The sequence below is a fragment of the Pseudonocardia humida genome (assembly GCF_023898865.1).
Classification (GTDB): Bacteria; Actinomycetota; Actinomycetes; order Mycobacteriales; family Pseudonocardiaceae; genus Pseudonocardia; species Pseudonocardia humida.
This window is the reverse complement of sequence record NZ_JAGSOV010000033.1, coordinates 1-21,747: the sequence shown is the minus strand read 5'-3', so window position 1 is coordinate 21,747 and position 21,747 is coordinate 1. Positions and strand designations below refer to the sequence as shown.

15 protein-coding genes and 2 pseudogenes are annotated in these 21,747 nt (G+C 77.4%); 7 read left to right on the top strand and 10 right to left on the bottom strand.

Annotated elements, in window-relative coordinates; translation table 11 throughout:
- Positions 1–742: 742 nt before the first annotated feature.
- The 3 genes and pseudogenes from KDL28_RS42405 to KDL28_RS14180 form a co-directional block, all read right to left on the bottom strand.
- Positions 743–3,895, bottom strand: a pseudogene (locus KDL28_RS42405) (alpha-(1->3)-arabinofuranosyltransferase domain-containing protein); the annotation flags it as partial.
- A gap of 124 nt (positions 3,896–4,019) precedes the next feature.
- Positions 4,020–4,982 carry a cell envelope lipid trafficking protein PgfA gene (gene pgfA, locus KDL28_RS14185; protein WP_252438650.1) on the bottom strand — a complete coding sequence of 321 codons (963 nt, stop codon included), beginning with the start codon at positions 4,980–4,982 and terminating at the stop codon, positions 4,020–4,022.
- 78 nt (positions 4,983–5,060) lie between these two features.
- Complete coding sequence (locus tag KDL28_RS14180; protein WP_252438781.1) at positions 5,061–5,804, bottom strand: class I SAM-dependent methyltransferase; 744 nt, start codon at positions 5,802–5,804, stop codon at positions 5,061–5,063.
- A 105-nt stretch (positions 5,805–5,909) separates the two neighbouring features.
- Here KDL28_RS14180 and KDL28_RS14175 point away from each other — a divergent pair.
- Positions 5,910–6,968, top strand: a pseudogene (locus KDL28_RS14175) (glycosyltransferase family 4 protein); the annotation flags it as partial.
- 224 nt (positions 6,969–7,192) lie between these two features.
- Here KDL28_RS14175 and KDL28_RS42455 read toward each other — a convergent pair.
- Entirely contained in the window at positions 7,193–8,971 is a 1,779-nt protein-coding gene (locus KDL28_RS42455) for an MmpA family trehalose lipid delivery protein (protein ID WP_504967681.1), read from the bottom strand.
- Between the two features lie 101 nt (positions 8,972–9,072).
- On the opposite strand from KDL28_RS42455, the gene KDL28_RS14170 reads away from it, so the two are divergent.
- The 5 genes from KDL28_RS14170 to KDL28_RS14150 all read left to right on the top strand — a co-directional run bounded on the left by KDL28_RS14170 (position 9,073) and on the right by KDL28_RS14150 (position 15,070).
- Positions 9,073–10,308 carry a polysaccharide biosynthesis protein gene (locus KDL28_RS14170; protein WP_252438646.1) on the top strand — a complete coding sequence of 412 codons (1,236 nt, stop codon included), beginning with the start codon at positions 9,073–9,075 and terminating at the stop codon, positions 10,306–10,308.
- A gap of 95 nt (positions 10,309–10,403) precedes the next feature.
- Positions 10,404–11,078 carry an LppX_LprAFG lipoprotein gene (locus tag KDL28_RS14165; protein WP_252438644.1) on the top strand — a complete coding sequence of 225 codons (675 nt, stop codon included), beginning with the start codon at positions 10,404–10,406 and terminating at the stop codon, positions 11,076–11,078.
- Positions 11,079–11,080: 2 nt separating this feature from the next.
- Positions 11,081–12,604 (top strand): MFS transporter, encoded by a 1,524-nt coding sequence (locus KDL28_RS14160; RefSeq protein WP_252438642.1) that lies wholly within the window; start codon positions 11,081–11,083, stop codon positions 12,602–12,604.
- A gap of 50 nt (positions 12,605–12,654) precedes the next feature.
- Complete coding sequence (locus tag KDL28_RS14155) at positions 12,655–13,446, top strand: hypothetical protein (RefSeq protein ID WP_252438640.1); 792 nt, start codon at positions 12,655–12,657, stop codon at positions 13,444–13,446.
- A 193-nt stretch (positions 13,447–13,639) separates the two neighbouring features.
- Positions 13,640–15,070 (top strand): FAD-binding oxidoreductase, encoded by a 1,431-nt coding sequence (locus KDL28_RS14150; protein ID WP_252438638.1) that lies wholly within the window; start codon positions 13,640–13,642, stop codon positions 15,068–15,070.
- An 8-nt stretch (positions 15,071–15,078) separates the two neighbouring features.
- Here KDL28_RS14150 and KDL28_RS14145 read toward each other — a convergent pair whose 3' ends face one another.
- From KDL28_RS14145 to KDL28_RS14120, 6 genes are all read right to left on the bottom strand, one after another.
- Positions 15,079–17,049 carry a putative bifunctional diguanylate cyclase/phosphodiesterase gene (locus KDL28_RS14145; protein ID WP_252438636.1) on the bottom strand — a complete coding sequence of 657 codons (1,971 nt, stop codon included), beginning with the start codon at positions 17,047–17,049 and terminating at the stop codon, positions 15,079–15,081.
- Positions 17,050–17,229: 180 nt separating this feature from the next.
- Complete coding sequence (locus tag KDL28_RS14140; RefSeq protein WP_252438634.1) at positions 17,230–18,477, bottom strand: MFS transporter; 1,248 nt, start codon at positions 18,475–18,477, stop codon at positions 17,230–17,232.
- Positions 18,478–18,499: 22 nt separating this feature from the next.
- Positions 18,500–19,798, bottom strand: a complete 1,299-nt coding sequence (locus tag KDL28_RS14135) for an RNA polymerase sigma factor (protein WP_252438632.1) — start codon at positions 19,796–19,798, stop codon at positions 18,500–18,502.
- Between the two features lie 5 nt (positions 19,799–19,803).
- Positions 19,804–20,139 carry a YciI family protein gene (locus KDL28_RS14130; RefSeq protein ID WP_252438630.1) on the bottom strand — a complete coding sequence of 112 codons (336 nt, stop codon included), beginning with the start codon at positions 20,137–20,139 and terminating at the stop codon, positions 19,804–19,806.
- A gap of 25 nt (positions 20,140–20,164) precedes the next feature.
- Positions 20,165–20,791 carry a dihydrofolate reductase family protein gene (locus tag KDL28_RS14125; protein WP_252438628.1) on the bottom strand — a complete coding sequence of 209 codons (627 nt, stop codon included), beginning with the start codon at positions 20,789–20,791 and terminating at the stop codon, positions 20,165–20,167.
- 115 nt (positions 20,792–20,906) lie between these two features.
- Positions 20,907–21,140 carry a hypothetical protein gene (locus tag KDL28_RS14120; RefSeq protein ID WP_252438626.1) on the bottom strand — a complete coding sequence of 78 codons (234 nt, stop codon included), beginning with the start codon at positions 21,138–21,140 and terminating at the stop codon, positions 20,907–20,909.
- A gap of 285 nt (positions 21,141–21,425) precedes the next feature.
- Here KDL28_RS14120 and KDL28_RS14115 point away from each other — a divergent pair, with 285 nt between their 5' ends.
- Positions 21,426–21,686, top strand: a complete 261-nt coding sequence (locus tag KDL28_RS14115) for a DUF397 domain-containing protein (protein ID WP_252438624.1) — start codon at positions 21,426–21,428, stop codon at positions 21,684–21,686.
- The last annotated feature ends 61 nt before the right edge of the window (positions 21,687–21,747 follow it).

Genomic DNA, 21,747 nt, shown 5'->3' with positions numbered 1-21,747 from the left:
GCCGGTCGCCGACCAGTCCGCCCAGGTAGGCCAGCACGGCCAGGGCGGCGAGCGCGGGCACGCCGCCGGCGACGCCCGTCGCGACCACCGCGACCAGCACGACGCCGGTGCGGCGGCGTCCGGGGCGCGCGGGCGGGGGCTGGGCCCGGCGCACCGGCACGACCAGCAGGACCAGGACGGCGAGCACGCCGAACGCCCCGGCCAGCAGCGCGGCGCGGTAGGCCGTCCCCGGTGTGAAGTCCAGCGCCACGGTGCCGGCCGGACCCGCGGGCAGCACGTAGCCCTGCTGCCAGCCGTCGACGGTGGTCGGGGCCAGCTCGACGCCGTCGAGGGTGGCCACCCAGCCCGGGTTCGCGTTCTCCGGCACCGAGAGCAGGGCAGGGGCCTCGCGCGCAGGCACCCGCACCTCGCGGTGCTCGACGTCCCAGGTCGGCGTGGGCGGCCGCTGCGGGTTCGCCGAGGTCGGCGCCGCGCCCCTCGCGGTGAGGGTGGCCGAGACCGCGGTGAACGCCGCGGACCCGGTCGGCGGACCCGTCGCGGTGAAGGAGTGCTCACCGGCCGCCAGCGGCCCGGTGCCGGTCGGCCCGCACGGCGTCACCCGCACGGGCCGCAGCGCGCGCAGGTCGCCCACCGTGGTGCGCACCGCGGTCGGGGTGGACCTGCCGTCGACGCGCACGGTCGGCCCGCCGCCGCAGGGCACCTCGACGGGGTCGGCGGGATCGGGCGCGCCCAGTCCGGGGACCTCCACCTCGGCCACGCCGACGCCCAGCGCCTCCAGGCCGCGGGTGTAGGGGTCGAAGGAGGTCAGCGCGGCGGTGAGGGGGAACCGCAGGCTGAGCCGGTCGGTGGTGATGGGGGCGAACCGGGCGGTGCCGTCGGGTTCCAGCCCGACGGTCCACTGCTGGCCGCCGCCGCTGACCGTGACGGCGGTGGGCGCGGCGGCCGGGGTGCCCGGGGGCAGCACGACGCGCAGGTGGTCGACGGTCAGCGGCCGGTCCCAGCTCAGCGTGAGCGTCGGGTCGGGGTCGTCGGGAGCCGCCGTCCAGGTCGTGGCCGGGTCGGCGTCCACCGCGGCCACGGGGCCGCCGCGCGGGTCGGGCACCGCGCTCGAGGACGCGGTGGCGCCGGGCCGGGGCCACTCGCGCGGCCCGGCGGGCGGCGGGGCGAGCAGCGCGTCGAGCGCGGGGCCGGGGCGCGGGACGGCGGTCACCGCGACGTCGTACTCGGCGGGGACGGCGACGGTGAAGGCGCGATCGAGCCCGAGCGGCTCCTCGGCCCCGCGCACCAGCGCAGGTGCGCAGCGCACCGGCCCCGCCGCGCTCACCACGCAGCCGGCCCGCGCGGGGGTCGTGTCGAAGGCGTAGGTCGAGACCGCGCGGTCGGGCGTCGGGGTGACCAGCGTGCGCCGGACCAGCACGCCCGGCAGCGCCACCTCGGCCAGCCCGATCCGCGGGCCGCCGATGGTCCCCGGCGACGGGTCGGCGGTGATCCGCAGGGTGCGGGTCGGTCCCGGGGGCAGGGCCAGCCGCTGCGGGTCGGCCGTGCGCTCCAGGGGCACCACCCGCTCCCCCGCGTCGGTGCGCACCCGCACCCGGCTCGGGGTGCTCGGCACGGTCCGCGGGTCGAGGGTCACGGTCACCGCGGCCGCGCTGACCGGGGCGTCGAGCGCGACCTCCCACCACTGCGACTCGCGCCCGAGAAGCACCGCGGGCCGCCAGGCCGTGGTCGGATCGCCGTCGAGGGCGGCGTAGGGCTGGTGCTCCACGCGGGCGCCGCCGATGCTGTCCGGGTCCGACGCCGAGCTCGACGCCCCCGGCGTACCGCCGGAGTAGCGCACCGACGACTCCTGCGCCTCCTGCCCGGCCAGCAGGTAGTCGCGGGCCGGGGCGTCCAACCGCAGCGGGTCGCCCGGGGCCAGCGCGGCCCCGGCCGCGTCGGCGATCCGGCCGAACGTGCGCTCCCGGCGGACGAGGGCGTCGGACACCACGACGGGCGCACCGGTCGACACCGCCGGATCGTCCGCGGCGACGGTCGGCGCGGTGCCCCACGGCTCGCGCTCGGCCAGCGCGCCCACCGCGTCCGGCCCGCCCAGCACCGAGCGCACCTGCGACAGGGGCGTCAGCGACGCCCGCGGTGCCGGACCGGCCACCGCGAACACCTCCACCGCAGGGGCCGGCGTGTCGGTGCCGGAGTCGAGCACCAGCCCCGGCAGCGCGGTGCCGGTGTTGACCGGCGGGCCGAAGGCGGCGATCCGGTTCAGCCCCGGCGAGTCGGCCAACGCCCGGTGCACCAGCGCGGAGCGGGTCGCCCCGGCCGTGCCCGCGTCGAGGTCGTTGCGCACGACGAGGTGGCTGATCCCGGCACGGGCGAGGTAGGCGGTCAGCCCGGCGCCGCCGTCGCCGCGGGCCAGCCGGTCCTCGACCACGTCGAGCATCCGGATGTAGCCGGCCGGGGTGAGCGGCACCGCGTTGCGGACCGTCCACGGCGACTCGGCCAGCGGCTGCAGCGGCTCGTCGGCGGGGCTGCCCCACAGGTAGACGCCGAACGAGGAACCCGGCAGCAGCAGCGCCCGCCCGTCGGGGTCGAGCGCGGCCAGCGCGGCGGCGGTGTCGCGCCAGTAGCCGGGCACCTCCAGGTAGGAACCGCTCGCGGCGAGCCTGCCGTCCAGCGCCGGGGTGGCCACGCCGAGCACGGCCAGCACGGCCACGACCGGCACCGCCGCGGCGGCCCGCGCCCTCGCCCCGCGACCCCGGCGCGCCGCGCGCAGCGCCACGCCCAGCACGTGCGCCAGCCCGACGGCCAGCGGCAGGCGCAGCACCGGGTCGAACTTGTGCACGTTGCGCAGCGGGGCCAGCGCGCCGTCCAGCGCGGCCCGCAGCGGGCCCGCGGCCAGGCCGTCGAACGCGGGGCCGGCGGCGGCCAGGTGCCCCGCGGTGAGGAGCACGAGGCCGGTGAGCGCGCCGAGCACCAGCCAGCGCCGGTGCGGCAGGTCGGCGCGCGTGAGCGCGGCCAGGCCGAGCGCGGCCAGCACGACGCTGGCCAGCACCGGCAGCGTCTCGTGCAGCAGCGCGGACCCCGCGGGCCACGTCGGGCCGGCCGGGGTGCCCAGCCAGGCCACCCACTGGGTCATCCCGCGCAGCGCCTGGGCCAGCTCGCCGGGCGCGGTGGTGGTGGCCGCGGTCTCGATGTGGTCGAGGAAGGGCGGGCTGTAGCGGCCGAGCAGCAGCAGCGGGACGACCCACCACGCCGTGGCCAGCCCGGTGCACACCGTCCACCAGAGCATCAGCCGGCGCCGGCGCGGGCCGGGCGCGCGGGTCAGTAGCCACAGCGCGCCCAGCGGCAGGACCGCCGCCGTGGCCGCGGCGTTGACCCCGCCCACGCAGAACACCACGAGCCCGGCGGCCGCGCCCGCCCGCCGCGGCGACCCGCCGCGCGTGCCCGCCACCAGGGGCACCAGCACCCACGGGGCCAGGGCCATCGGCAGGACCTCGATGGACACCGCGCCCAGCGACGACACCATCCGCGGGGCCAGCGCGTAGGCGAGCCCGGCGACGATGCGGGTGGCCGGCGTGCCGACCCGCAGCTGCCCGGTCAGCGCGACGACGCCCAGGAAGGCCGCCGACAGCAGCGCCGCCCACCACAGCCGCTGCACCACCCACACCGGCATGCCGAGCAGGTCGCCCATGGCGAAGAACGGGCCCATCGGGAACAGGTAGCCGTAGGCCTGGTTCTGGACCTGCCCGGAGAAGCCCTCCGGCTCCCACAGCCGAAGGGCCCGGCCCAGGAACGCCAGCGGGTCGACGAACAGGTCGAGCTTGGTGTCCGGGACGATCCGACCCGGCTGCTGCCACAGCGCCAGGCCGACGAAGCCCAGGCACACCGCGACCAGCCGCATGCGGTGCACGACCCGCGACGGCGACGGCCCGGCGACGGGGCGGACGGGCGGGGCGGCCGGCGCGGGCGCGACCTGAGGGGGTTCGAGCAGCAGGGCCACGGCTCGCGCGGTCTCCGTCGGCCGGTCAGCTACCGGCCTGCGCGCGCAGCGGCGCGGTGGCGTGCCTGCCGCGCGCCGGGGCGGGGCGGGTCTGCCCGCCGCGCACCAGCAGCGCCCCGCCGACCAGGGCGAGCAGCCCGACGACGCCCAGGGTGATCGGCAGCGTCGTGGTGACCAGGGTGATCCGGGCGCTGGCGTCCAGGGCCCTGGCCAGGCCGGCGGCCACGGTGGCGTCGTCGAAGCGCAGCGTGCCCTCGATCAGCGTGACGCCCTCGGTGCCGTCGGGGGTGCGGAAGAACTGGCGCTGCTGCTCCTGGCCGTTGACGATCACGCCGCTGGTCGGCTCCACCCACACCGTGCGCACGTTGGTGTAGATGCGCTCCACGGGCACGTCGCCGGTGACCTCGACCCCGCCCGCGAGCTGGGCGGGCACCTCGCGGCGCTCGGTCACGGTCTCGGGCACGACCTGCTCGAACCGGTAGACCGTGGTGCCCTCGATCTGCTCCTCGCCGACGAAGCGGGCCGGGAACGGGCGCTGCGCGGTGGTGTCGAACAGCTCGTAGTCGCGCTGCTCGACCCCGAACGGGAACGTGTAGGACAGCCCGGAGTGGCGCACCCGGTTGTCGCCGTTGAGCCGCTCCGCGGCGCAGGGCTGGACCGCCTGCGCGGTGTGCCGGTCGAGGCAGACGCGGTCCTCGGTGACGCCGATCAGCGCGCCCTCGGAGTCGGTGATCAGCAGCGAGGCCGTCCACACCGCCACGTCCGGGCCGGCGTCGGGGGCGCGGGGGTCGCCGATGACGTCCCGGCCCGCCCGCACCTCGACGCCGCTGCGCTGCTCGAGGTCGCCGGGGTAGAACACCGTGACCCCGGTGCCCGTCGCCACGCTGGAGCCGTCCTGGTCGAGCGGGAGGACCACCAGCTGCGGGACCAGGAACAGCCGGACGGCGACCGCCGCGACGGCGCAGAATGCCCCGATTCCGAGCAGCACGAGACCGAGCGTGCGACGTTGCATCGAATGCGCCCTTCACCGTTGAGAGGGGGGCCACCGCAGTGACCTCGGGGCAGGTTACTCACCGGTAGCGCCGTTGCCAACACCCAATCCAGGGCCCTCGCCTGCGCGCTTGCGCAGCACGATGACCAGATTCCAGGAAACGACCTCGCGCAGCAGCGGCACGGCGACCACCCAGTGCGCCCACCACGGGTGGTAGCGCGGCAGCGCGGCCACGAGCTCGACGTCGGGGCGGCTGCGCGCCCAGTGCAGCGCGGCCCCGACCGACACCGCGAAGAGCGACTCGCCGAAGCGGTTCTTGGGCTCGCGGCCGGTCCGGGCGCGGTAGCGGGCGCGGGCGCGGTGCCCGCCGAGGTAGTGCCACGGGGCGGTCTCGTGGCCGCCCCACGGCGAGAACCACGGCGTGAACGACAGGAAGACGACGCCGCCCGGCCGGGTGACCCGGACCATCTCCGCGGCCATCAGCCACGGTGAGGGCACGTGCTCGAGCACATTGGACGAGTAGCAGACGTCCACCGAGCCGGTGCGCACCGGCAGCTGCTGCCCGCTGGCGCGGATCATGCCCGCGGCGGGGGCCCCGCGCGCCGAGAGCTCGCCCACGTCCGGGTCGAGCCCGAAGTAGCCCGCGCCCGCCGCGCGGAAGGCGTCGGCGAAGTAGCCCGGCCCGCCGCCGACGTCCAGCAGCCGGCGCCCGCGCAGCGGCACGTGCTCGGCGAGCTGGCCCACCGAGTCGGCGGCCAGCACCGAGTAGAAGTGATCGGGATCGGTCTGCTCGCGCAGGAATGCGCGGAACAAGCGCACGGCGCGACCCAGCGTGGCCCGGTGGGCAATGTGCGACATTCAGCCTCCGGCGTAGACCCAAATGTACTACTGGCGGGTAACCTACTGAACGGTAGCGTGCTCGGCATGCCAACGGCGGCAAACACCGACGTGCTGTTCCTGAATTGGCGCGACGCCACCCACCCCGAGGGCGGCGGGTCCGAACGCTACGTGCACCGGATCGCCGAGGGCCTGGCGGCGGCGGGGCTGCGGGTGACGCTCCTGTGCGCCGCGCACGACGAGGCACCGCGCGAGGAGTGGGTCGGCGGGGTGCGCGTGCTGCGCCGCGGCGGGCGGTTCAGCGTGTACCCGCACGGCCTGCTGCAGCTGGTCCGGCTGCGCCCACGGGTCGTCGTCGACGTGCAGAACGGCGTGCCCTTCGGCTGCCCGCTCGTCGCCCGGTCCGGGGTGGTCGTGCTGGTCCACCACGTGCACCGGGAGCAGTGGCGGATCCTGTTCGGGCGGGTCGTCGGCGCGCTGGGCTGGGTGCTGGAGTCGCGCGTGGCGCCCCGGCTCTACCGCCGCTGCCGCTACGTGACCGTCTCCCCCAGCACCACCGACGAGCTCGTCGGGCTGGGGGTGTCGCGGCGCCGCATCACCGTCGTCCCCAACGGCCGCGAGCCCACCCCCGCGGTCACCGCGGGCACCGACCCGCACCCGCGGCTGGTCGTGCTGGGCAGGCTGGTCCCGCACAAGCGGGTCGAGCACGCGATCGAGGTGGTCGCCCGGCTGCGCGAGCGCTGGCCGCACCTGCGCCTGGACGTCGTGGGCGACGGCTGGTGGGCACCGCGGCTGCGCGAGCGCGCCGCCGAGCTGGGCGTGGCCGACCGGGTGCGCTTCCACGGCTACGTCGACGAGCAGACCAAGCACGAGCTGCTGGCGGCGGCGTGGCTGCACCTGTGCCCCTCGGTGAAGGAGGGCTGGGGGATCGTGGTCACCGAGGCCGCCGGGCACGGGGTGCCCACGGTGGCCTACCGCTCGGCGGGCGGGGTGCGCGACTCGGTGGTCGACGGCCGGACCGGTCTACTGGTCGACGACGTCGACGGGCTGGTCTCGGCGGTGGAGCGGCTGCTGGGCGACCCGTCGGCGCGGGGCGCGCTGGGCACGGCGGCGGCCCGCGAGGCCGCGCGCTACACCTGGGCGGAGAGCGTGCGCGGCTTCGCCGCGGTGCTGGCCGCCGTCACCGGCGCGACGCCCCCGTGGGACGCCGCGACCGGCGACGGTTCAGCGCTCGCCGTAGTTGACCGTGGCGACCGTCTCGCTCTGCGCCGCGGCCTGGTCGGGGTTCAGCGCCGCGCCCGCGGCGAACACCGCAGCGACCCCGAGCACCGCCCCGAGAGCCACCGCGACGACTACTCCAGCGATCGACTTCATCCTCTGCCCCGCCTTCCCCGGTTCCGACGGGCGCAGACCGTAACCCGGCGCGGCGCTCTTGACAACGCCGTCGATCGCCACCCCGACCCGCCGGTAACCACCGCGGCGGCCACGACGGCGGCGAGTGCGGCCCCGTGCGCACCCAGCACGGCGACGACGGCGGCAGGCGAGGGCGGGGCCGGTTCGACCGCCCCCGGGACCCGCAGCAGGACCAGCCAGTGACCGGCCACGACCTGCGGCAACGCGGCCACCGCCGGCACGGGCGGGGCGCCGGGCGTGCCCCGCTCGACGAGCACGAAGCCGATCCCGAGCGCGGCCAGCGCGACCGGGTCGGCGGCCGCCGCGGCCACCGCCCGGGCCCGCGGGTCCTCCCCCGCGACCGCGATCGCGCCACCGTCGGAGCCGCCGACCACGAGGGTGTCGTCGACGACGACCGGGCGCGGCAGGTAGCGCGGCGCCGGGTCGAGCTGGGGGCGCCCGGCGTTCCACCCGAACGACCGCACGGCCCCCGAGGGCAGCGCCAGCACCGCGCCGGGGTGCGGGTCGTCGGCCAGCACGGCGCGGACGCGCTCCCAGTCGGCGGGGTAGGCCACCGGGCTGAGCCGGCCGCCGACGCCCCAGGCCAGGTCGGGCACCGCGAGCAGCGGCAGCGCCAGCGCCACGGCGCTCACCGCCGCGGCGCCGGTGGCCGTCGTGGCGGCCGCGGCCAGCCGGGCCGCGCCCGCCCCCGCGCCCACGGCCAGCGCCAGCACCCACCACGCCGCCCACTTCTGGCCGTCGCGCAGCAGGCCGGCGCCGGGCAGCACCGGCTGCGCCGCCGCCAGCGCGTCGCGCACGCCGGGCACGGTCCCGGCCAAGGCGAGCGCCAGCCCGGCCAGCCCCAGCCCACCGAGCGCGACGGCGGGGCCACGCCCCCACCCGGCCGCGACGCGCGGCCAGCCGGCCGCCGCCAGCGCCACGACCAGCGCGGTGACCAGCGGGGCCAGCACCGAGGCGCGGCTGCCCGGCACGGCGGCGGCGTTCCAGATCCCGCCCCCGCCGAGCACGGCCGCGCCCGACCCGGCCCAGTTCTCCGCCCGCGCGGCGAACGCGGCCACGCCGTCGGGGTCGGCGCCCGCCGCGCCCGGGTGCAGCGCCGCGGCGACCAGCCACGGCAGGGCCAGCACGGCCGCCGAGCCCGCCGCGCGCCCGAGCCCGCGGCGCCCGCCGAGCGCGACCGCCACCCCGGCGGCGAGCAGCCCGCCGGTGGGCACCAGCGCCGCGGGCGCCATGGCCAGCACCAGCCGGGCCGTCGCGCCCGCCCGTCCGGCCCGCATGTCGAGCGCCGCGCGGGCGACCCAGGGCAGGGCGGCGTAGCCGACCAGCAGGGCCCAGTGCCCCATCAGCAGGCGCTCGGCCAGGTACGGCGACCAGCCGTAGACCAGCCCGGCCACGGCCGTCACCGCGGTGCGCCCGCCGACCAGCGGGCGGACCAGCGCGGCCGCCCCGGTGACCGCGGCGACCACGGTGGCCAGCAGCACGGCCTTCTGCACGAGGTCGCCCGGCACGACGGCGGTGACCGCGGCCAGCACGGCGTCGGCGGGCACCGCGCGCGGCAGCGCCGAGCCGAGCCCGAACGCGTCGGCTGTGGGGTACTGGCGCGGCACGAAGACCATGTCGTTGGCCAGCACGAACCCCGGTCCGAGGCCGGGGCCCACGACGAGCAGCCCGGTCGCCGCGGCGAGCAACCGGACGGACCATCCCGGCCGGTCCGATCGGCCGCCGTCGTCGCGCACGTCTTCCTCCGCCCCGCCGGGGGCGGCTACCGTATCGCGGGTTACCGCCGGGTAACCAGGCTGTCCCACCGTCGGGAGGTGCCGTGGGCGACGCCGTTCCCGTGACCGCCGCGACCGCCGTCCCGCCCGCCACCCGCACCGGCGCCGTCGCCACGCTGGCCGTCTCGCTCGCCCTCATCGGCGCCAACGCGCTGGCCTACGGGTTCACCGTCCTCGCCGCCCGCACCCTCACCCCCGCCTCCTACGGCGAGCTCGCCGCGCTGCTGGGGGTGCTGCTGGTGGCCGTGGTGCCGGCGAACGGCCTGCAGACCGCGGGCGCGCTGGCCATGGCCGGGTCCCGCGCCGGGGTCGGACCGCGGGAGCTGCACTCGGCAGGCCTGGTCACCGCGGCCGCCGTCGCCGCGCTCGCCGCGCTGGCCGCGCCGCTGGTCGGGGTCCTGCTGCACCTTCCCGACCCGCGCACCGCGCTCTGGCTGGCGGTCCTGCTGGTGCCGCACCTGGTGGTCGGCGCGCACCTGGGCATCCTGCAGGGCACCGAGCGCTTCGCCCGCCTCGCCGCGGTGACCGTGGCCTTCACCGGCGCCAAGACCGCCGGCGCGGTGATCGGGCTGCTGGTGGCGGGCACCCCGGCAGGCGCGCTGGCCGGGATGACCGCGGGCGCGCTCGCCGGAGCGCTGGTCGGGTGGCTCGGCTGCGGGGCACCGCGCCCCGGCCCCGGGTGGCGCCCGCCGGCCGTCGCCGGGCTGTCGGCGGCCGCGGCGCTGCTCGGGTTCGTCCTGCTGAGCGGCCTGGACGTGCTGCTGGCCCGGCACTGGCTCAGCGCCGGGGCCGCGGGCGAGTACGCCGTCGGCGCCATCATCGTCAAGGTCGTGTTCTGGCTCCCCCAGGGCGTCGGCGTGGTCCTGCTGCCCCGGCTGGCCGACCCCGCCGACCGGCGGCGGGCGCTGCTCGCGGCGCTCGGCGTCGTCGGCGGGCTGGGCGCGGTGCTGACCCTGGGCACGGCCGCGGTCGGCGCGCGGGCGCTGCCGCTGATCGGCGGCGCCGCGTACGGGTCCGGTATCGGCGGCGCCGCGTGGGTGTTCGCCGCGCTCGGCACGCTGCTGGCGCTGGCCCAGCTGCTGCTCTACTCCGGCATCGCCGCGGCCGACCGGGTGCCCGGCGGCGCCGTCTGGCTGGCCGTCGGCGCCGAGACCGCGGCGGTGGCCGGGCTGGCCGCGGCCGGGTGGCTGTCGCCGACGACGGTCGCGGTGGCCGCCGCGGCGGTGGTCGCCGCCCTGGTCGTGACCGGTCTCCTGCGGCACGCGCGGGGCACCCGGCGACCGGGCGCGGGCCGATGAACCCCCTCCTCGACCGCCGCTACCATCCGCGCATGTCACCAGCCGTGCCGTCGTCCGCCCGAAGAGTGTCACCCCATCGGTGGGTCCGCCGGGCCGTGGCGCTGGCCCTCGCGGCCGCGGCGGTGCTGCCCACGGCCTGCTCGGGCGGGCCGGCGGAGCCCGAGCTGCCCAACGCCACCGAGCTGCTCTCGCGCAGCGCCGACGCGATGCGCACGGTCACCAGCGCCGCGGTCGACATCGCCGTGGACCCGGCGGTGACCTCCGTCCCGATCCGCAGCGCGGTCGGCACCATCACCGCCGACGGCCAGGCCGAGGGCACCGCCGTGCTCACGCTGGCCGGCGGCGCGCCGCTGGAGTACCAGCTGGTGGTCACCGGCGACGTGCTCTACCTCAAGGGTCCGACCGGCGGGTACAGCCCGCTGCCGCTGGCCTCGGCGGCGGCCATCTACGACCCCACCGCCATCCTCGACCCCGACCGCGGCACCGCGGCCCTGCTGGCCGGCGCCGACCAGGGCACCACGCAGGCGCGCGAGGTCAGCGACGGCGTCGACGCCTACCGGGTGGCCGCGACGTTCCCCGCCGAGCGGGTCGCCACCCTGGTGCCCGGCGTGACGCAGTCCGTGCCCGGCGTCGTCTGGCTGGACGCGGCCACCTCGCGGCTGGTGCGCGCCGAGCTCGACCTGCCCGACGGTCCCGCGGGTGCGGGCGGCCCGGTGACCGTGCGCATGTCGGAGTTCGACGCGCCCGTCTCGATCGCCCCGCCGGCCTAGCCGTGGCCGTCCCCACCGCGCGCCCGCGCGTCGCCGTCGGAGTCGGCGCGGCCGCGGTGCTGCTGGCCGCGCTGGACGCCTACGTCGTCGTCACGCTGCTCGTCGACATCATCACCGACCTGTCGCTGCCGCTGAACCGGCTGGAACGGGCGACGCCGCTGGTCACCGGCTACCTCCTGGGCTACGTGGCGGCGATGCCGCTGCTCGGGCAGCTGTCGGACCGCATCGGGCGGCGCACGGTGGTGCAGGCGTGCCTGCTGGGCTTCGCGGCCGGTTCGGTGATCACCGCGCTGGGGACGAGCCTGTGGCTGGTCGTGGCCGGCCGCGCGCTGCAGGGCATCGCGGGCGGCGCGCTGCTGCCGGTCACCATGGCCATGGTCGCCGACCTGGTCGCCGAGCGCGGGCGCACCTTCGCGCTCGGCCTCGTCGGGGCCGCCCAGGAGCTGGGCAGCGTGCTCGGCCCGCTCTACGGCGCAGCGCTCGCCGCGCTGCTGGGCTGGCGCGGGGTGTTCTGGGTGAACCTGCCGCTGGCCGTGGCGGCGATGGTGGCCGTGCACGTCGCGCTGCCCCGCCGCACGCCCGCGACCCCCGGTGCGCGCGGCGGCGTGGACGTCATCGGCGGGCTGCTGCTCGCGGTGGCGCTGGCGCTGCTGGTGGTCGGGCTCTACAACCCCGAGCCGCAGCAGTCGGTGCTGCCGCCGTGGGGCTGGCCCGCCGTCGGGGCCGCCGTGGTGGCGCTGGTGGCCTTCGCCCTCTGGGAGTCCCGGGCCCGGGTCACGCTGCTCGACCCCACCGGGATCGCCGGGCGGCCGTTCGCGGCCGGGCTGGTGGTGAGCTTCCTGGCCGGTACGGCACTGCTGGTCACCCTGGTCGACGTGGAGCTGTTCGCGCAGACCCTGCTGGGCCGCGACGCCACCGGCGCGGCCCTGCTGCTGACCCGGTTCCTGGTCGCGCTGCCGATCGGCGCCGTGCTGGGCGGGGTGCTCGCCCCGCGGCTGGGCGACGCCGTCACCGCCGCGGTCGGCATGGCCGTGGCCGCGGTGGCCTACGCCCTGATGGCCACCTGGCCCGCCGACCCGCTCGGCGCCACCCGCCTCCCCGGGCTGTCGATGCTCGACACCGACCTGGTGCTGGCCGGGCTCGGGCTGGGACTGGTGATCGCGCCGGTGTCGGCCGCGGTCCTGCGGGCCGTCCCGCAGGACCGGCACGGCGTCGCCTCGGCCACCGTCGTCGTCGCCCGGACGGCGGGCATGCTCGTCGGGGTGGCCGCGCTGACCGCGTGGGGCCTGCACCGCTTCGCCGAGCTGACCGCCGGGCTGACCACCCCGCTGCCGATCGACCCCACCGGGGGGATCGTCGACCCCGTCGTCTACCAGCAGCAGCTGGGCACCTACACCGCCGCGGTGAACGGCGCGCTGCTCGTGCAGTACCGGGAGATCTTCGCGCTGACCGCCGTCTGCGCGGTCGCCGGCGCGCTCGTCTCGCTGGCGCTGGGCCGGGCCCGCAGCGTCGTCACCAAGGCCTGAAACCCTTCCCTCCCGCGCCCGACCGGCGGGACTTCGGGCAGGATGGGCGCGTGCTCGACGCCGCGGACCGGGACCTACCACCGGCGCTGCTGCTGCCCAGCGCCGGACCGGAGCCCCTGCCGTTCGACACGGCGCTGGCCGCGGTGCTCGGCTACGCCCGGGGCCGCCGGCCGATGCGCGTCCGCACCCCCGACGCCCCCCGCGGCCGGTGGGTGCCGATGCCGGCGTTCGGCTGGACCCGGTTCGACACCTGGCCCGTCGACCAGCCCGGCGACAAGGACGTGCTGATCGGCGAGGGTCTGCACGGCAGGCTCGACCGGGCGTCGTGGACGACCGTCCGCGACGTCCTGGAGCAGGTCCGGCCGCTGGCCGAGGCGGCCGACGCGCGCGCGGCCGGCCGCGCGTTCTGGGAGCTGCCCGACGACGAGCTGTCGGTGCTCGGCGAGCCGGGCACCGTCGGGGCGGCGCTGCGCGAGATCGGCCGGGCCGCCGGGGAGCACCTCGGGCACGTCTTCGCCGCCCTGCACCACCGCCGCCCCGACCTCGTCCCGCACCTCACCCGCACCACCCGCCGGGCACTGTGGCCGCACACCGAGGAGGGCGACAGCGACGTGCAGGCGGTCGTCCTGCGCGAGCTGCGCGCCAACGCGACCGGCATGGCCGCCCTGGAGACCACCGTCGCCTCGCTGACCGGCGACGCCGCCCCCACCCGGCTGCGCCTGCACGACATCCTGCTGTGGCTGGCCACCACCCTGCGCCTGACCCACGCCGTCGAGCTGGGGCGCGGCACCGACGAGTGGGCGGCCCGGGCCCGGTACCGGACGGTGGCCCGCCCCGGCTAGGCGGCCGCCGCGCCGGGCTGCTCCTTCGTGCGGCGCAGCAGCCAGTCGCGGCCGGTGCGGATCAGCGCCCACGCCACCTGGGGACACGCCGGTTCATCCGCCCGGGTGCGGATTTCACCGTTCGGTAAGGGAGCACCGGGCTGCGCGGCGCCCCGGGCTTCGGGCACGATCGCGGGGTCGGGGGGAGCGATCGATGGCCGTCAGCCGGCGCGCGGTGCTGGGCGCCGCCGCGCTCGCGGTCGCGGGGATCACCGGCTGCGCGCCCGCGGTCGCCTCGTCCGGGGCGGTCGGCGTCCCCGACCGGCCGCCACCCGACTGGGAGCCGTTGCGCGCCCGGCTGGCCGGGGCGCTCGTGCTGCCGGGCGATCCCCGGTACGACACCGCCCGCCTCTCCCACAACACCCTGTTCGACGGGCGGCGCCCGGCCGCGGTCGCGGCCTGCGCGAACCCCGCCGACGTGCAGGCCTGCCTGGAGTTCGCCCGGACGGCCGGGGTGCCGGTCGCGGCCCGCAGCGGCGGGCACAGCTACGCGGGCTACAGCGTGCCCGACGGCGGCCTGGTGATCGACGTGGCCGCCCTGGCCGGGGTGGCGGTCGGCGCCGACGGCACGGCCACGATCGGCGCGGGCGCCCGGCTGGGCGACGTCTACGCCGCGGTGGGCGGCGCCGGGCGGGCCCTGCCTGCCGGGTCGTGCCCGAGCGTGGGCGTCGCCGGGCTCACCCTGGGCGGGGGCATCGGCGTGCTCACCCGCGCCTACGGCCTGACCTGCGACCGGCTCGTCTCCGCGCAGGTCGTCACCCCCGACTCGACGCTGCGCACGGTCTCCGGGCGCGACGACCCCGACCTGTTCTGGGCGCTGCGCGGCGGGGGCGGCGGCAACGCGGCCGTGGTGACGTCGTTCGAGTTCGCCACCGAGGCCGCGCCGACGGTCACCGTGTTCTCCCTGCGCTTCGCGGCCGGTGCCGCCGCCGACGTGCTGCCCGCCTGGCAGGCCTGGGCCGCCGCGGCGCCCGACGAGCTGTGGTCGACCTGCGCGCTGAGCTCCGGGTCGCCGCCGGGCGCGCGGATCGCGGGGTCGTTCCTCGGCGGGGAGAGCGCCTGCCGCGACCAGCTCGCCGGGCTGCTGGCCGGCGCACCGGCGCCGTCGTCGGCGGTGGTGTCGACCAAGGACTACCTCGCGGCGATGCGGTGGTTCGCCGGCGGCAGCGACCGGGAGACCTTCGTCGCCTCCTCCCGCGTGCTGCCCGCTCCCCTGCCCGAGCCGGCGAAGCTGGTCGCCCTGCTGGACCGGGCCTCGGGCATCGCCGTGCTGCTCGACGCCCTGGGCGGGGCCGCGGGACGGGTCGACCCCGCCGAGACGGCCTTCCCGCACCGCACCGCGTTCGCGAGCGCGCAGGTCTACGCCTCCGTCAGCGGCGACCCGGGCCCGGCCACCACCGCCGTGGCCGAGGTCCGGGACGGGCTGGGCGCGCTCACCGGCGCCACCGGCTACGTCAACTACATCGACCCCGCCATGCCCGACTGGGCCAGCGCCTACTACGGCGCCAACCTGGCCCGGCTGCGCGCGACCGTCGAGCGCTACGACCCCGACCGCGTACTCGCGTTCGCGCAGTCCCCCGCCTGAGCAGCCCGTCAGTCGAACAGCTCTGCGATGGGCCGCGGTCGACCCAGGTGGTAGCCCTGCCCGTCGTCCACCCCGAGCTCGCGCAGCACCGTGACCAGCTCGGGGCGGTCGACCTGCTCGGCCACGGTGCGCATCCCCAGCTGCTGCGCGACCCCGACCACCGCGCTCACCAGTGCCCGGTCGACCGGGTCGGTGTCCAGCTGCCGGACGAACTCCCCGGCGATCTTCACCGCGGTGAAGGGCAGGTGCTTGAGGTGCGAGAACGACCCGAACCCCGCACCGAAGTCGTCCAACGAGAAGCCGCACCCCGCCGCGGTCAGCCGCCCGACCAGGCGCTTGGCCGCGTCCAGGTTGGTGATCGCGGTCGTCTCGGTGATCTCCAGCCCGAGCCGGCCGGGCTCGACCGAGCACGCCCGCAGCTCGGCGAGCACCCAGTCGCCCAGCTCGTCGTCCTCCAACGACCGCGCCGAGATGTTGACCTCCAGCCGCAGCTCGCGGGCGCGTGCCATGGGACCGGCCAGGATCCGCACGGCGTGCCCGAGCACCCAGCGGTCGAGGCGCAGCACCAGGTCGGTGCGCTCGGCGGCGGGCAGGAACTCGGCCGGACCCAGCTGCGGGTCCAACCCGTCGCGCAGCCTGATCAGCAGCTCGCGACGGCTCGCCCGACCGGTGGCCAGGTCGACGATCGGCTGCGCGTCCAGCTGCATCGCCGCGCCGTCCAGCGCGTCGCCGACCCGCTGCAGCACGCCCACCCGGGCCACGGCCTGCGTGTACTGGTCGGGGGCGAACAGCCGGGCCCGGTTGCGCCCGGCGTTCTTGGCCGCGTAGAGCGCCAGGTCGGCGCGGGCCAGGCCGGCCTCCACGCCGTCCCCGCGCGGCACGGCGGCCACCCCGACGCTGACGGTCGTGCGTACCGCCGCCTGGCCCTGCACCAGGACGCGATCGCCGGCCACGGCGTCGCACAGCCGCTCGCCCAGCGCGATCCCCGCCGCCGGGTCGCAGCGCGGCAGCACCGCCGCGAACTCGTCCCCGCCCAGCCGCCCGAGCAGCGCACCGGCTTCCAGCTGCGCGGACACCGTCTCGGCGACGCGTCGGATCACCCGGTCGCCCACCGCGTGCCCGCGCAGGTCGTTGACGTCCTTGAAGTGGTCGACGTCGATCAGCAGCAAGGTGGCGCCCGCCGGGCCCGCCGCGCACTGCGCCAACCGCGCGGTGATGCCGCGCCGGTTCGCGATGCCGGTCAGCGGGTCGTGCTCGGCGAGGTAGGCCAGCTCGGTGCGGGCCCGGTGCTCCTCGGTGACGTCGCGCGCGGTGCCCAGCACCCGCGACGGGACACCGTCGGGGTCCCGGAAGACCTCGCCGTGGCACTCGAAGATCCGCTCGACGGAGCCGCCGACGACCATCCGGTGGGTGTAGGTGAACGGCAACCCGGTCGCCATGCCCTCGGCGATCGCGGCGTCGATCATGGGCAGGTCGTCGGGGTGCACCAGCGCCCTGAACCCGTCGTACTCCAGCACCTCTCCCGGCGGGAGGCCGAACATCGCCAGCAGCGCCTCGGACCACTCCACGCGGCCGTCGGCCACGTGCCACACCCAGGAACCCATCCGGGCCAGTGCCTCGAGGCGGTCCAGCCGCCAGTGCGGGTCGGCCATGCCGAGCGGCCGCTCGCCGGTCGGGGGCGCGGTGTGGTCGGCGATCTCGTAGAGCAGGCGACCCGGCGAGCCCAGCGCGGTGCAGGAGACCTGCCAGAGCCGCACACCCCCGCCCGGCGGCGACCAGCGGACCAACGCCCGCACCGCGCCCGGCGCCACCTCGACCACCCGGCGGACCGCCGCGTCGTCCGCGGTCCACGAGCCGCCGTGCCGCGCCACGAGGTCCCGCGCGGCCGCGTTGCACCACTCGGTCGCGCCGTCGCGCACGACGACGAGACCCACGGTCGCGCGCTGCGCGATCTCCTCCGCGGTCACCGCACCCGTCACGCGCACCCCCATGGTCGTTCCCGGGGATTGTCCCGCCCCCGGCGCGCCCGCGCCGGTGCACGCCTACCACGACCGGGGGGTTCGAGCGGGTCGCGCTGCGCCCCGTCGTGGGCGCACCTGGTCGAGGAGACCTCCCGCACGCCGGGCCCGCCGACATCCTGCGCGAGCTGGTCGACGGCGTCACGGCGAGCTGACCGGGCCGGGGTCGGCCCCGGTGAAGCGGCGCAGCTCGGCGGCGGTCGCGGCGAGCCCGACCGCCACCAGCAGGGCCGCCCCGACGAGCACGAGCGCCGGGCCCGCGCCGAACCCGGCGGCCAGCGCCCCGCCCAGCACGGGCCCCACCGGCGCCGTGTCCCTGGCCACCGGGGTGAGCACGGCGTCGACCCGCCCGAGCACGTCCTCGGGCACCAGCCGCGCGGTGACCTCGTTCATCACCACGTTGACCACCGGGCTGGCCGGCGTGACCACCGCCAGCGGCACCACGGGCCACCACGGGCCGAACGGCAGGGCCATCGCCGCCACGACGGTCCCGAACACCGCCACCACGACCAGCATCAGCGGGCCGACCGGCAGCAGGCCGCCGACGCGCCCGGCCAGCAGCGAGCCGACCAGGCCGCCGATCCCGGCGCCGGCCAGCACCGCGCCGGTGGCCGCCGCTCCGCCGCCCCGCTCGGAGACCAGCGCGATCAGCGGGATCATGAACGCCCCGCCGAGCAGGTTCAGCGCGGCCAGCACCCCGTAGACCGCCCGCAGCCCCGGACGGCGCCACAGCCGGCGCAGCACGTCCGCCGCCTCCCGGCGCATGCTCCGCCCACCCGTGCCGCGCTCGACGACGACCACCGCAGGTTTGCGCGGCACCGGGGCCGCCGCCGCGCAGACCAGCGCGACCGCGAAGGTGACGGCGTCGACCGCGAACGGCAGCACCGGGGCGACCGCGTACAGCAGCCCGCCGATCGGCGGCCCCGCGAGCCAGGCCGCGTGGGTGCGGGCCTCCTCCTGGACGTAGGCGGTGCGCAGCTGGGTGGGCGGCACGAGCCCGCGGATCGAGGCGGAGCGCACGAGGTCGGTGAACGTCGCCCCGACCCCGTCCAGGCTGCCGAGCAGCGCCGGCGCCCACACCGGCGGCGCGCCGGTGGCCACCAGCCCCAGCAGGACGACCGCGCAGACCACCCGGGCGGCCTGGGCGGCGACGAGCGTGCGCCGCCGGTCCCACCGGTCGACCCACACCCCCGCCGGCACCAGCGCCACCATCCGCCCGGCCACCGCCGCCCCCGCCACCAGCCCCGCCGCGGCGGGCGAGCCGGTGAGCCCGAGTACCAGCAGGGGCATCGCGAGCCTGGTCATCTCGGTGCCCAGCTGGGACACCGCGCCGCCGATCCACAGCAGCTGGAACCGCGTGTTGCGGCGCAGCGGCACCTCGTCGATCACCGCCGTCGATCACCGCCGTCGATCACCGCCGGTCCCCGTGCTGCAGCGGCCCGGGCCGACTCGCGGACGGGCCGAGCTCCGAGCGCCGGTCCCGCAGGAACTGGCGCTCGGCCTCGTTGTCGGCCATCGCCGCGGCCCGCTCGTACTCCGCCGCGGCCTCCGCGGCGCGCCCCAACCGGCGCAGCAGGTCGGCCCGCACGGCCGGGAGGTAGCGGTACCCGGCCAGGCCGCCCTCCCGGTCCAGCTCCTCCACCCGGGCCAGCCCGGCCGCGGGCCCGTCGACCATCGCGACCGCGACCGCCCGGTTGAGCGCCACTACCGGGGTGGGCCACACCCGGGCGAGCTCGTCGTAGAGCTGAAGGATCTGCGCCCAGTCGGTGGCCCCGTAGCTCGGCGCCGACGCGTGCAGGGTGGCGATGGCGGCCTGCAGCGCGAAGCGCCCGGGGCGCCCGCCGCGCAGCGCGCCGACCACGAGCGCATCGGCCTCGGCGATGAGCTCGTGGTCCCAGGCCGAGCGGTCCTGCTCGGCGAGCAGCAGCAACCGGCCGTCGGGCGCGGTGCGGGTACCGCGGCGGGCGTGGTTGGCCAGCAGCAGCGCCAGCAGGCCGCGGACCTCCCGCTCGTCGGGCATCAGGGCGTGCAGCAGGCGGGCCAGGTCGACGGCGCGCCCGGCGACGTCGTCGCGGGTGAGCACGGGGCCGGCCGGGGCGGTGTGGCCGGTGGTGAACTGCAGGTGCACCGCGGACAGGGCGGCGTCGAGCCGGTCGGGGAGCTCGGCGGCCGGGGGCATCCGGAACGGGATCCGGGCCGCGACGATCTTCTTCTTCGCCCGGGTGAGGCGGGCGGCCATGGTCGCCACCGGGACCAGGAACGCCGCGGCCACGTCCGGGGTGGGCACGCCGCAGGCCAGCCGCATGGTCAGGGCCACCTGGGCCTCGGGGGCCAGCGCGGGGTGGCAGCACAGGAAGACCAGCCGGAGCCGGTCGTCGTGCACCACGGGATCGCCCGGCAGGTCGGGCTCCCCCGTCCCGGCTGGCGGCTCGACCAGCAGGTGCAGCTTGGTCCGCAGGGTCCCGGCCCGGCGCAGGGCGTCCAGGGCGTTGTGCCGGGCGGCGGTGGTCAGCCAGGCCGCCGGGCGGGCCGGGACCCCGGTGCGCGGCCACGAGTCGAGCGCGGCCGCGTAGGCGTCCTGGACGCACTCCTCGGCGAGGTCGAGATCGCGGGTGACGCGCACCGTCGCGGCGAGCACGGCGGCCCACTCGTGACGGTGCGCGTCGGCCACGGCCCGCCGGGCGGCAGCGCCCGCCCCGGTGGCGGGCACCGCGGTCACATCGCCAGCAGGGGCCGCACCTCGACCGCCCCGTCCATGATCGGCAACAGCCTGCCGATGGCCACGGCCTGCTCGAGGTCGGCCGCCTCGACCACGAAGAACCCGGCGATGACCTCCTTGGTCTCCAGGAACGGCCCGTCGGTGACCAGGCCATCGCGGTGGATCGTGCGGGCGGTCGAGGCGGGCTGGAGCGCGGGCTCGTACACCACCCGCGCGCCCATCGCGGCGATCTCGCCCTCGACCGCCATGTTGGCCTCCATGACCTCGGGCGGGATGTCGGCCACCCCGCCGGGGAGCTCGGTCTCGTAGATCAGAATCGCGTACTGCGGCATCGCTCGTCCTGTCCGGTCGGGTCGCTCACCAGTTCCCGGTCTCCGGGCCCATGGCACCGTATTCGACCCCGCCGCCGCGGGCGTACGCCGCGATGACGACGCCGGTCGCGGTCGTCGTGGCGGAGACGAGCCGCAGCCCGACGGGCACCGTCCCGCCGCCGAACAGGCGCTTGCCGGTGCCCAGCAGCACCGGGAACACCAGCAGGTGCAGCTCGTCGACGAGGTCGTGGGTGAGCAGCGCCTGCACCAGTGCGCCGCTGCCGTGCACCTGGATCTCACCGCCCGGCTCGCCCTTGAGCTCCGCCACCGCCTCGGCGACCCCACCGTCGAGCTGGGTCGCGTTGGTCCAGGTCAGGACGCGGGGCGTCCGGGAGACCACGTGCTTGGGCAGCTCGTTCATCCGGGCGCCGAGCGGGTCGTCGGCCCCGGCCAGCGGCCAGGTGGCCGCGAAGATGTCGTAGGTCCGCCGCCCGAGCAGCAGCGCACCCGCCCTCCCGGTCAGCTCCCCCATCACGGCGAGCACCTGCTCGTCGATCCCGGGCACGGCCCACCCGCCGTGCGCGAACCCGCCGTCGCGGTCCTCGTCGGGGCCGCCGGGCGACTGCACGACCCCGTCCAGCGTCGCGAACGCCGTCACCACCAGCTTGCGCATGCCGTTCCTCCTCGTCGCGGGGCACCTCGGCGGTGCCCTCATCGACACGGCGAACGACGACCGCCGGATTCGACAGCGGGATCGGGCTGATCCGGCGGGCGCGGCCGGAGCCGGATCAGCCCCGGCGGGTCGGGTGCAGCCGCCGCAGCTCGTCGGCGATCGCCCAGAGCCGGCACGGCCACACCGGCGAGGCCGTGGTCGGGAAGCGGCACCCGCGGCAGTGCCCGGTGGAGTCCGGGGCGTGCTCGTCGAGGATGCGGTCCACGGCGGCGTCCGGCAGCGATCCCGCCAACGCCTCGGCGATGCCGCGGATGGTCGTGGTCGGTTCGCCCGATGCCGGATTCTGCACGGAACGCAGTGTGCCGGTTACGGACTGCTCATGCAAGCCGCAGATGCACATTTTACGTGCACGCGACGGATGCACGTGCATATGTACTGACGCAGTACATCAGAGCGCTCTGACCAGCACACGACGTATCAGGTGTTCCCGCCCGGGCGCCAGATCGACCACTCCATGTGCTGATCCCGCTGCCGTTCGCGCGCACAGAATCCGTGCACGTGCATCTGGGCTGTGCATCCGCGCTGTGCTAGCGTCGGTTCCGCACAAGGGCACCACGGCCTTACGGGAGGCCACATGACGAGCGACGACCGGAACGGTTCCTCGGCTTCATCGTTCCCCGACGCGGACTGGCGCCGCAGCAGCGCCAGCGGCCAGCTGGGCAATTGCGTGGAGGTGGCAATGCTCGGCAGCGGCGAGGTCGCGGTGCGCAACTCGCGCCATCCGGCCGGTCCCGCGCTCGTCTTCACGCCGGCCGAGTGGGCGGCGTTCGTGGTCGGCATGCAGCGCGACGAGTTCGCGCTGCCCACCGGCCGGCCGGTCGTCCAGCTGGGCTGAGCACCGGTCCGGGGGCCCCGCGGCGGGGGCCCCGCCCGGGCGGCCGGCGGCGGGGAGGCCG